The sequence below is a fragment of the Bradyrhizobium sp. 482_C4_N1_8 genome, from assembly GCF_052075965.1.
GTDB lineage: Bacteria > Pseudomonadota > Alphaproteobacteria > Rhizobiales > Xanthobacteraceae > Bradyrhizobium > Bradyrhizobium barranii.
On record NZ_CP197231.1, the window covers coordinates 8,262,358 to 8,272,500 of the forward strand.

A 10,143-nucleotide genomic window follows, 5' to 3' on the forward strand; every position below is an offset into this window, starting at 1 on the left:
CTGCCCTCTCCCGCAAGGGGAGAGGGCACAGAAACTCACACCTTCCAAACGCCGACCGGCATCTTGATCGTCGCATTCAGCCGGTTCCAGACGTTGATGGTCGCGATCGAGAGGATCAGGGTTGCGAGCTCGCGCTCGTCAAAATGCTTGGAGGCCTCGTTCCAGATCGCATCCGGCACCGGGTCCTCGCGATCGGCAAGGCGCGTGACGGCTTCGGTCAGCGCCAGCGCGGCGCGTTCGGCGTCGCTGAAATAGGGCGCATCGCGCCAGGCCGAGACGGCGAACAGGCGCTCGTCGGTTTCACCCAGCTTGCGGGCGATCTTCGGATGCATGTCGACGCAGACGCTGCAGCCGTTGATCTGGCTGGCGCGCAGGTGCACCAGTTCCAGGAGCTTTTCCGGCAGCCCCTGCTTGGTCAAATTGCCGAGGGATTGAAGGTGGTTCATGGCTTCAGGCAGGACCATGACGGGGTGGTTCATGCGCGCGTGCATCATCTTGCGTCTCCGTTAGAGAATTTGGACGGTTCCGGTCACATCGGCCGGATTGGCTTCGTCATGGGCATGACGGATTGCGATGAGGGAATGTGACCGATGACCCAGAAAAACTTCGAAGAAAATTTTCTCAGCCGCCAATTCGAGGCCAGCAGGGACCATCTGCGCGCGGTCGCCTACCGGATGCTGGGTTCCAGTGCCGAGGTCGACGATGCCGTGCAGGAGGCCTGGCTGCGGGTCAGCCGCTACGACACGTCCGATGTCGCGAACCTGCGCGGCTGGCTGACCACTGTGGTCGCGCGCATCTGCCTCGACATGCTGCGCGCGCGCAAATCGCGCCGCGAGGACCCGATGGGCCCGCACGTGCCCGAGCCGGTCGACGAGACGCGGGAGCGCGAGGCGGAGATGTCCGATTCCGTCGGCGCGGCCCTCCTCGTCGTGCTCGAGACATTGCAGCCGGCAGAGCGGCTCGCCTTCGTGCTGCACGACATGTTCGCAGTCCCGTTCGAGGAGATCGCGCCGATCGTGGGACGCTCGGTCGACGCCTCGCGGCAGTTGGCGAGCCGCGCGCGACGGCGCGTCCAGGGGGCGCCGGTGCCCGAGGCGGACATCTCGCACCAGCGCGCGATCGTCGATGCCTTCCTCAGGGCTTCGCGCGAGGGCAATTTCGAGGGCCTGCTGGCCCTGCTCGATCCCGACGTCGTGTTCCGTGCCGACCAGGCTGCGGTGCGGCTCGGCACGCTGCCGGAGATCCGCGGCGCGGATGCGGTCGCACAGCTCTACAAGGGCCGTGCGCAGGCTGCACGGACGGCGCTGGTCGATGGCGAGATCGGCGTCGCCGTCATCTTCGGCGGACGTCTGCGCATCGCGCTGCGCGTGACGTTCAACGGCGACCGGATCGCGGGGATCGAGGCGGTGGCCGATGCGGACCAGATCGCGACGATGGAGGTGGAGGTGCTGGAGCGCTAGCGGGACGTGGCATCCGGACGGCCCGGATGTTACGCTGAAGTCCAATCGCGCGGTGCCAGCGCTCAAGACGCGAAAGGACGATTTCCATGACAGCCCGCTTCATTCCCCTGCTCGCCTTGTCCCTGCTCGGCCTCGCCGCCGGCAGCACCACCGCGCTTGCGGCCGCCGACGAAAAGCTGAAGGCCGCGGCCGAGCAGGAGAAGGCGCCGCTGATCGAGACCCTGCACGACATGGTGATGATCGAAAGCGGCAGCGGCGATGCCGAGGGCCTGAAGAAGATGGCCGAATTCACCGAAGCGCGCCTGAAGGCGCTGGGCGCCACCATCGAGCGGCGCAAGACCACCGCGGGTACGGGCGCCGACATGGTGATCGCCACCTTCCAGGGCACCGGGTCGCGAAAGCTGATGTTGATCGCGCATATGGACACGGTCTATCAGCGCGGCATTCTCGCAAGCGAGCCGTACCGTGTCGACGGTAACCGCATCTACGGCCCCGGCATCGCCGACGACAAGGGCGGCATCGCCGTGGTCCTGCATGCGCTCAAGATCCTGAAGGACGCCGGCTGGCAGGACTACGCCAGGCTCACCGTGTCCTTCAATCCGGATGAAGAGGTCGGCTCGATCGGGTCGGGCGAGATCATCGCCGAGTTCGCCGACCAGCACGACGTCGTGCTCTCCTGCGAACCCACGGTCGCCGCGCCGATCGCCAAGAATGACGGGCTGCTGCTGGGCGCGAGCGGCACTGCCACGGCGAAAATGGAGGTGAAGGGCCGCGCCTCGCATGCCGGCGCCGCGCCCGATCTCGGCCGTAACGCGCTGATCGAGCTCGCGCACCAATTGCAGCAGACAAAGGACGTCGCCAAGTCGATCCCGGGCACGCAGCTCAACTGGACCACGGCGCAGGCCGGCACGGTGCGCAACCAGATTCCGGAAAAGGCCGAGGCCGGCGCCGATATCCGCCTGACCATCCCCGATGGCATCGCCAAATTGCAGGCGGCGCTCGACGCGAAGGTGAAGGACAAGTTCGTGCCCGACACCGAAACCACGGTGACGATCATTGCGGGCCGCCCGCCCTTCGTCGCCAGCGATCGCGGCCGCGCGCTCGCGCAGGAGGGGCAGGCGATCTATGCCGAGATCGACCGCAAGCTCGACATCGCCGAGATGACCGGCGGCGCCACCGATGCCGGTTATGCCAACCGCAGCGGCAAGGCGGTCGTGGTCGAGAGCTTTGGCCTCGCCGGCTTCGGCTATCACGCCCGGGACGAGTTCATCGACACCAACTCGATCGTGCCGCGGCTCTATCTGGTGAGCCGGATACTGATCGAGCAGGGCAAGAAGAAGTAGGCGCCGGGGCCGGCCAAGCCATTTCGGCGAAAACAACCCCATGCACAGTAGACGGCCCTAGCGATATCAATGGCTTAGCGAGGCCAAAACGGCGGCTTGAGGACCGCCTTGACGCCCTCCCCCTCCTGCGATACCTTCGAATACGGAATTCCGTATTCCCTTTTGTGTCTCGGAGCTGCCGGCGTGATCCCTCTCGACCCGCTCCCGAACCTGATCGACCAGGTCTATGCGCGGATCCTGGAGGCGATCTCCGACCGCACGCTTCAACCCGGCCAGCGCATCCGGCAGAACGAACTCGCCGACAAGCTCGGCGTGTCGCGCCAGCCGGTGTCGCATGCGCTGCATCTGCTGCACCGGCAGGGTCTCGTCGCCGAGAGCGGCCGTCGCGGTTTTGAAGTCACCCAGCTCGACCCCTCGCGCATCCGCCAGCTCTACGAGGTGCGAGGCGCCATCGACGCGCTGGCCGCGCGGCTCGCCGCTCAGCGCGCCGCAAGCGACGCGGCGGGACGCGCGCGGTTGGACGCAGCCCTCGCCGCCGGACGCCGCATCGACCGCAAGACTTCGCTCGCCGAGCTGATCGTGCTCGACGTCGATTTTCACCGCGCGATCTATCAGCTCGCGGGCAATCCCGTGATCGAGGAGACGATCGCGCCGCAATGGCCGCATATGCGCCGCTCGATGGCGACGGTGCTCTCCGAGCTCGATTATCGCGGCAGCGCGTGGGCCGAGCATGCGACGATTGCCGGACACATTCTCGCAGGCGATGCGAAAGCCGCCGAGCGCGCAGCGCTGGCCCATGCGCAGACGGCGGGACGGATGACCGAGGAGAAATTGAGGGCGACGGACGAGGCGGCGGCGTAGCGACTATCGCGCCCCCCGTCATGCCCGGGCTTGTCCCGGGCATCCACGTTCTTCTCGCGAACGTGGAGCAAAGACGTGGATGGCCGGGTCAAGCCCGGCCATGACGAGAGAAAACAACAAATCAAAACAGGAGGACGACCCATGAAACTGTCTCAGGAGCAATTGGAGTTCTTCCACCACGAGGGCTGGCTGTTCCTCCCCGAATTGTTCAGCCAGGAGGAAGTCGACTTCCTCGCGCGCGAGGCGATCGGCATCTATGACGCGAATCGGCCCGAGGTCTGGCGCGAGAAGAGCGGCGCGCCGCGCACGGCGTTTGCCGCGCATCTCTACAACGAGGCATTCCGCATCTTGGGTGCGCATCCGCGCATGATCGACCCGGTCGAGCAATTGTTCGGCGAGCCGGTCTACATGCACCAGTTCAAGATCAACGCGAAATCGGCCTTCACCGGCGACGTCTGGCAGTGGCACCAGGATTACGGCACTTGGAAGCGCGACGACGGCATGCCGGAGCCGCGCGCGATGAACATCGCGATCTTCCTCGACGAGGTGATGCCGATCAACGGCCCCCTGATGCTGGTGCCGCAGAGCCAGAATGCCGGCGATCTCCAGGCCTCGCATGACCTTGCGACGACCTCCTATCCACTGTGGACGCTCGACGAAGAGACCGTGACGCGCCTCGTCAAGCAGGGCGGCATCGTCGCGCCCACAGGCAAGCCGGGCGGCATGCTGATGTTCCACGGCAATCTCGTGCATGGCTCGGCCGGCAACATCACGCCCTACCCGCGCAAGATCGTGTACCTGACGCTGAACGCGGTCTCGAACTACATCCGCACCCCGACGCGGCCTGAGTACATCGCGCATCGCGATTTTGCGCCGATCAAGACGGTGGACGATGATGCGCTGGTGCGGCTCGCACGTGCGCCGCGACAGGCGGCGGAGTAAGTTCTCACTGTCATTCCGGGGCGCGCCTTCTTGGGCGCGAGCCCGGAATCCATACTCCCGATCGTGGTTATGGATTCCGGGCTCGACGCTGCGCGTCGCCCCGGAATGACGAGCTTTGATTGTTGCGCTCAGGACATCCCCCATGAACCTCTTCCGCCTCCTCCAGGCCCGCGCGTCCGCTGGCAAGCCTGTCCGTGTCGCGCTGATCGGTGCCGGCAAGTTCGGCTCGATGTTTCTGGCGCAGGTGCCGCACACGCCGGGGCTGGAGGTGCCCATCATCGTCGATATCGATCGCGACCGTGCGCGCGAAGCCTGCCGCACCGTGGGCTGGAGCGCCGAGCGGATCGCGGCCACCGTCTTCACCGATGATGGCGCACGCGCCATTGCGGGCGGCGCGATGGATGTCGTCGTTGAAGCGACCGGCAATCCGGCCGTCGGCATCAAGCACGCGCGCGCTGCGATCGCGGCGGGCAAGCATATCGTGATGGTCAATGTCGAGGCCGACGTGCTGGCGGGCCCGCTGCTCGCCGAGGAAGCACGGAAGGCGGGCGTGGTCTATTCGCTCGCTTATGGCGACCAGCCGGCGCTGACCGCCGAGATGGTCGACTGGGTGCGCGCCACCGGTTTTCGCGTGGTCGCAGCCGGCAAAGGGACAAAATATCTGCCAGCCTATCACGACGTGACACCTGACGGCGTCTGGCAGCACTATGGTCTCACCGCGGGCGAGGCACAGTCGGCCGGCATGAATCCGCAGATGTTCAACTCCTTCCTCGACGGCACCAAATCCGCGATCGAGATGGCCGCGATCGCCAATGCCTGCGGGCTCGACGTGCCCGCGAGCGGCTTGCTGTTTCCGCCCTGCGGCGTCGACGATTTGCCACACGTCATGCGTCCCAGCGACAAGGGCGGCGTGTTGGAACGGTCGGGCGTGGTGGAGGTGGTGTCGTCACTCGAGCGCGACGGCCGGCCGGTGTTTCGCGATTTGCGGTGGGGCGTCTATGTCGTGCTGGAGGCGCCGAACGACTATGCCGCCGACTGCTTCAGGCAATACGGCCTGAAGACCGACGGCAGCGGACGCTTCGCGGCGATGTACAAGCCGTACCATCTGATCGGGCTCGAGCTGAACATCTCGATCCTGTCGGCGGCGCTGCGGGGCGAGCCGACCGGCCAGCCCTATGGCTTCCGCGGCGACGTTGCCGCCGTGGCCAAGCGCAATCTGCGCGCCGGCGAGATGCTGGACGGCGAAGGCGGCTACACCGTGTGGGGCAAGCTGGTGCCGGCGGCCGCGAGCCTGAAGGCAGGCGCCCTGCCGATCGGTCTCGCACATCGCCTGAAGCTGAAGCACGACGTCGCCCATGGCGAGATCGTGCGCTGGAGCGACGTCGAGTTCGACGCTAACAACGAGACGATCAAGACGCGAAAGGTAATGGAGACGGCATTCGCGAAATAGCGGCTAGAACTGCCCCGGTTGAGCGGGTGGACTGGGCCAATCCGATCGCAAATTGTTCGGATTATTCCTTGCGAACAAGTCCTGCCTTATAACGCCGCTCGGGCCCGCATCAATTGATGGTGGCATTCCGCGAACATCACGGGTTGGCGCGACTATGACGCCGGTCCGAACGCCACAATTGGCGGGATAGCCAACGTGTCGGCAGTAAGTTGCAGCACTCGCGCCTGCATTGCTTCCAATTGAGAAGCCAATAATTAGCGACGCTGACAAGGCAATTGATCGCTTCATTCTTGCCTCCTGTAGCTGATCCACGGGAGAGAATTATAGATGAAGTGTAGCTATGCCAAAGCGGTGAATGTTGAACCGTGAGTTCGGCTTCTCGATCAAAAGCCGGCATCGGCCGCAGCCCGCGCCATGTCCAACCATATGCGGACTCATGATCGCAGCAGGTTGCGTCCTCTTCGACCACGATGACCTTGGCTTCGGCCTCCTCGAAATTCTTGCGCTGGTCACAGCGATTGATAGCCCCGAGAAGCCAATGGCCGGGCCGAGCAGTGTCAGGATGGTCGCGAAGGATGACACCGGGATGCTCGTTCTGTTCGTGCTCGCCCAACGTGTCACGTCGATTTGATGTTTTGCGCGCAAAAAAAACGGGTACTGACACACGTGGCATCTTGCACCACGGTCCAACCGTAAGGAGCAATCCATGATAAATCTGAAAATTCTTGGTGCGGTCGTTGTTGTGGCATCTGCCCTGTCCAGCTCTGCTGTACAGGCGCAGTGGTACAACTCCAATCCGGACGCATGCCAAGCTGAATTCGCCAGCTGCACGGGTCTTGGAACGGGGACCACCCCCGACTATCGGGTTCGGCCATCAACTCGGCGAACGGCATATCGCCAGCCGGCAGCGGCGGACGCGACTGTCGGCAACTGGGGCAATTCCTACGCCATGTCGCCCGGCATGTCGTACGGCGAGATGGGCTGGCAGGGCAGCTGGAGTACGTATGCTGCCCGTAACGGCATCGTCTGCCGGCCCGGCACCTATTTCAAGGGTAGCGACGGCCTCCAGCATCTCTGCCAGTAGGTCATCTGCTCTGACGTTAAACAGCTCAGGCGGCCCCAAAGGGGCCGCCTGTTTCGTGCCGGAGTTGTGGCTCTCGCCGAGAATTAGCATCCAGATCGCGCGGTGGGTGCACGACTGGGTGTACGAACGACCCCGATCTCCGGATCGAGGTCGCGTACCGTCACCAGTGCTTCGAGCGGGCGGCGGGCCTTCGTGGTAGCGATCTCTATGGAAGCAGCCGTTCTTCCCTGGCTTGCTTGAACCACTTCCGGAACATGTCCTCGGTGTCCATCATCTCGGTGAAGCCGGCGCGGTTGATCTTCACGGTCGAGACGATCGAGGGCGGACCGGACTCGGTCTGGCCGTAGCGCATGCTGTAATCGGCGTATTGGAACGACAGGCCGACGAAGTCGGCGAGGTCCGGCGACACAAGGTCATGCTTGCGTCGCAACGCGTCCCAAGAAGAGACCCAATTGGGAAACTCCTTGGCGAGCGATAGCGGGATCGGCTTGCCGGGCTTCATCTCCAGCGCGTCGGCCACCGCGGGCCAGATGTTTTCCCAGGTGAAGACATCGCCATTGGTGACGTTGAAGGCTTCGTTCTGTGCCGCCTTGGCCTCGCCCGACCAGGCGATCGCGCGCGCGAGGAGATCGACGTCGACGGCCTGCGCCACCCGCGCGGCGCCGCCGGGAAAGTCGAGCGGCCTGCCCTGCTCGCGCAGCATCGCGGCATAGACGCCGAGTGGCGGGATCAGATCCATGGCGCCGCCCATGGCGAGGCCGACGATCAGAACGGGGCGCAAGATACTCCAGTGCCAGGCTTTCCCGGCCTGGAGCTCGCGCAGGAAATTTTCCTGCGCCCAATAAAAGTTGGGCTGCTCGTACATCTCGGAGCGGCCTTCGCGCGCCGGCACCGTCAAGGGGCGGACGTGAACGCCATAGGCTTTGGTGCCTTGCAGCAAGGCGACATGCTTGAGGTCTGGCGCCATCGGCTCGAGCGCGGCCATCAAATTGCGCAACATCAGATCATTGGTCTTGATCTGCTGCGGATCGCGCCAACCATCGACGAGCTGTGGCGCCTCGTAGAGCGCGGCGTAGATCAAATGGGTGGCGCCCTGAAGCTCGGCCGCGGCACGGCGGCAATCGGCTTCGCTGGTAAGGTCGATCGGGACGTGGCGGGCGCCGTAGAGGTGGCGCGGCTTGCGTCGCGACAGCGCCACAACTTCTGAAGGCTCGGATGTGCCGAAGTGTCGCAACGCGGCGTTGCCGACGAGACCGGTTGCCCCAGCGACCACGACCTTTTTGCCCGTCATGCGCGAGCCTCCCTTGTTATTGCCTAATCGCGTAGCAGATCGCTGATGGTTCCGACTTGCGTCTGGCCCGCGTTCGCACTTGCGAGGAAGGCATCAGGCTTGATTATCGCAGGGCGTCCGGTCATCCTTGCTGACGGAACCGCAACGCTCGGCTTCCAGCAACAAGAGCCCATCAGGGCCATTCGGAAACGCTCAAACAAATCTCAACAAGAGAACGTCGATCCTCGACGAAGACAAGACGACAGCAAGATCGTTCCCTGGTCGATGCATCGACGCAATGGAAGGGATGCGCATGAAACGTCGTGATTTTCTGAAGGTGACAGGCGTCGGCCTGGCCGCGAGCACAGCAGTGGCTGCGCCCGCGATCGCGCAGTCGTCGCCCGAGGTCAGGTGGCGCTACGCCACGAGCTGGCCGAAAGCCCTCGATACGCTCTATGGCGGCTGCGAATATTTCTGCAAGCAGGTCGCCGACATTACCGACAACAAATTCCAGATCCAGCCTTTTGCGGCGGGCGAGATCGTCCCGGGCCTGCAGGTGCTCGACGCCGTGTCGAACGGCACGGTCGAGATCGGCAATACCGCGCTTTATTACTATTGGGGCAAGAACCCCGCATTCACGTTCGCAACTGCCCTCCCGTTCGGCTTGAACACGCGCCAGCAGATTTCCTGGCTGCTGTGGGGCGGCGGACAGGATCTCGTCAACGACCTCCTGAAAGAGCACAACGTCTACGGCATCCCGACCGGATCGACCGGCGCGCAGATGGGCGGCTGGTTCAGGAAGGAGATCAAGACGGTCGACGACCTCAAGGGCCTGAAGATGCGCATCGGCGGCTTCGCCGGCACGATCCTCGCCAAGCTCGGCTGCGTGCCGCAGCAGCTCGCCGGCGGCGACATCTATCCGGCGCTGGAGAAGGGCACCATCGACGCGGCCGAGTGGGTCGGTCCCTATGACGACGAGAAGCTCGGCTTCGCCAAGGTCGCGAAGTACTACTACTATCCCGGCTGGTGGGAAGGCACGAGCCAGGGCCACAACATCATGAACATCGAGAAGTGGAACGCGCTGCCCAAGCACTATCAGGCGGCGATCGACGCGGCGTCACGCGACACCTTCACCTGGATCACCGGCAAGTACGATGCGGTGAATGCTCCGGCGCTGAAGCGGCTGATCGTGAACGGCGCGATCCTCAGGGGCTTCCCGCAGGAAGTGCTCGAGGCGTGCTACAACACCGCCAACGAAATCTATGCGGACCTGTCCAAGACCAATCCGCATTTCGGCAAGATGCATGCGAGCATGACCGCGTTCAAGAATGACTCGTTGCCTTGGACGCAGGTGGCCGAGCTGAGCTACGACAGCTTCATGGCGCGGATGCGGACCAAGACGTGAGGCGCTGAGCGGCTCACACGACTAAAGACGGAGAAGCCCCGGAGATGCTGCCATCTCCGGGGTTTTACGTGCTTTGGTTCTGGTTTCGGACCAAACCTGGTTGTCCCCATCGGCTTCGCAACTGCGAGCGTTCCGACGACGCTTGATTATCGCAAGGCGACCGGTCATCCTGATGGCCGGAACCGCAACGTACGGGATCCACAAAGAGCCCTGAAGGGCCGTCGGACACACTCACACCTTCACCAAAGACAAGTTCGGTTCTCGGCGAAGCAAAAGACGACACGAAGATCGTTCCCTTAGTCGAGCAATCGGCACAACGGAGGGATAC

At 64.0% G+C, this 10,143-nt stretch carries 10 protein-coding genes; 8 read left to right on the plus strand and 2 right to left on the minus strand.

Annotated features, from left to right (window positions below; translation table 11 throughout):
- Positions 1–35: 35 nt before the first annotated feature.
- Positions 36–491, minus strand: coding sequence for a carboxymuconolactone decarboxylase family protein (locus AB7Z56_RS39200; RefSeq protein ID WP_063986725.1), 456 nt, complete (start codon positions 489–491; stop codon positions 36–38).
- Between the two features lie 99 nt (positions 492–590).
- Here AB7Z56_RS39200 and AB7Z56_RS39205 point away from each other — a divergent pair, with 99 nt between their 5' ends.
- The 7 genes from AB7Z56_RS39205 (at position 591) to AB7Z56_RS39235 (ending at position 7,140) form a co-directional block, all read left to right on the plus strand.
- Complete coding sequence (locus AB7Z56_RS39205) at positions 591–1,460, plus strand: sigma-70 family RNA polymerase sigma factor (RefSeq protein WP_354098030.1); 870 nt, start codon at positions 591–593, stop codon at positions 1,458–1,460.
- Between the two features lie 86 nt (positions 1,461–1,546).
- Complete coding sequence (locus AB7Z56_RS39210; RefSeq protein ID WP_063985761.1) at positions 1,547–2,803, plus strand: M20/M25/M40 family metallo-hydrolase; 1,257 nt, start codon at positions 1,547–1,549, stop codon at positions 2,801–2,803.
- 183 nt (positions 2,804–2,986) lie between these two features.
- A complete protein-coding gene (locus AB7Z56_RS39215; protein WP_063985762.1) occupies positions 2,987–3,664 on the plus strand; it encodes a GntR family transcriptional regulator in 678 nt (225 codons plus the stop codon).
- 141 nt (positions 3,665–3,805) lie between these two features.
- Positions 3,806–4,606 carry a phytanoyl-CoA dioxygenase family protein gene (locus AB7Z56_RS39220; RefSeq protein WP_063985763.1) on the plus strand — a complete coding sequence of 267 codons (801 nt, stop codon included), beginning with the start codon at positions 3,806–3,808 and terminating at the stop codon, positions 4,604–4,606.
- 142 nt (positions 4,607–4,748) lie between these two features.
- Positions 4,749–6,056: an NAD(P)H-dependent oxidoreductase gene (locus tag AB7Z56_RS39225; RefSeq protein ID WP_063985764.1), complete on the plus strand. Its 1,308-nt coding sequence runs from the start codon at positions 4,749–4,751 to the stop codon at positions 6,054–6,056.
- A 355-nt stretch (positions 6,057–6,411) separates the two neighbouring features.
- Positions 6,412–6,687, plus strand: coding sequence for a hypothetical protein (locus AB7Z56_RS39230; RefSeq protein WP_283017750.1), 276 nt, complete (start codon positions 6,412–6,414; stop codon positions 6,685–6,687).
- Positions 6,688–6,762: 75 nt separating this feature from the next.
- On the plus strand, positions 6,763–7,140 hold the full coding sequence (locus tag AB7Z56_RS39235) for a hypothetical protein (RefSeq protein ID WP_063985765.1): 378 nt from the start codon (positions 6,763–6,765) through the stop codon (positions 7,138–7,140).
- Between the two features lie 205 nt (positions 7,141–7,345).
- Here the strand turns inward: AB7Z56_RS39235 and AB7Z56_RS39240 are convergent, their stop codons facing one another.
- Positions 7,346–8,431 (minus strand): SDR family oxidoreductase, encoded by a 1,086-nt coding sequence (locus AB7Z56_RS39240; protein ID WP_063985766.1) that lies wholly within the window; start codon positions 8,429–8,431, stop codon positions 7,346–7,348.
- A 292-nt stretch (positions 8,432–8,723) separates the two neighbouring features.
- On the opposite strand from AB7Z56_RS39240, the gene AB7Z56_RS39245 reads away from it, so the two are divergent.
- On the plus strand, positions 8,724–9,815 hold the full coding sequence (locus AB7Z56_RS39245) for a TRAP transporter substrate-binding protein (protein WP_063986726.1): 1,092 nt from the start codon (positions 8,724–8,726) through the stop codon (positions 9,813–9,815).
- Positions 9,816–10,143: the final 328 nt, after the last annotated feature.

What these genes read in the sequence shown, in the direction of transcription:
- AB7Z56_RS39230 (WP_283017750.1), top strand. Translation starts at nt 6,412, where the DNA reads ATGTTGAACCGTGAGTTCGGCTTCTCGATCAAAAGCCGGCATCGGCCG.
- AB7Z56_RS39240 (WP_063985766.1), bottom strand. Translation starts at nt 8,431, where the DNA reads ATGACGGGCAAAAAGGTCGTGGTCGCTGGGGCAACCGGTCTCGTCGGC.
- AB7Z56_RS39205 (WP_354098030.1), top strand. Translation starts at nt 591, where the DNA reads ATGACCCAGAAAAACTTCGAAGAAAATTTTCTCAGCCGCCAATTCGAG.
- AB7Z56_RS39225 (WP_063985764.1), top strand. Translation starts at nt 4,749, where the DNA reads ATGAACCTCTTCCGCCTCCTCCAGGCCCGCGCGTCCGCTGGCAAGCCT.
- AB7Z56_RS39235 (WP_063985765.1), top strand. Translation starts at nt 6,763, where the DNA reads ATGATAAATCTGAAAATTCTTGGTGCGGTCGTTGTTGTGGCATCTGCC.
- AB7Z56_RS39245 (WP_063986726.1), top strand. Translation starts at nt 8,724, where the DNA reads ATGAAACGTCGTGATTTTCTGAAGGTGACAGGCGTCGGCCTGGCCGCG.
- AB7Z56_RS39200 (WP_063986725.1), bottom strand. Translation starts at nt 491, where the DNA reads ATGCACGCGCGCATGAACCACCCCGTCATGGTCCTGCCTGAAGCCATG.
- AB7Z56_RS39210 (WP_063985761.1), top strand. Translation starts at nt 1,547, where the DNA reads ATGACAGCCCGCTTCATTCCCCTGCTCGCCTTGTCCCTGCTCGGCCTC.
- AB7Z56_RS39220 (WP_063985763.1), top strand. Translation starts at nt 3,806, where the DNA reads ATGAAACTGTCTCAGGAGCAATTGGAGTTCTTCCACCACGAGGGCTGG.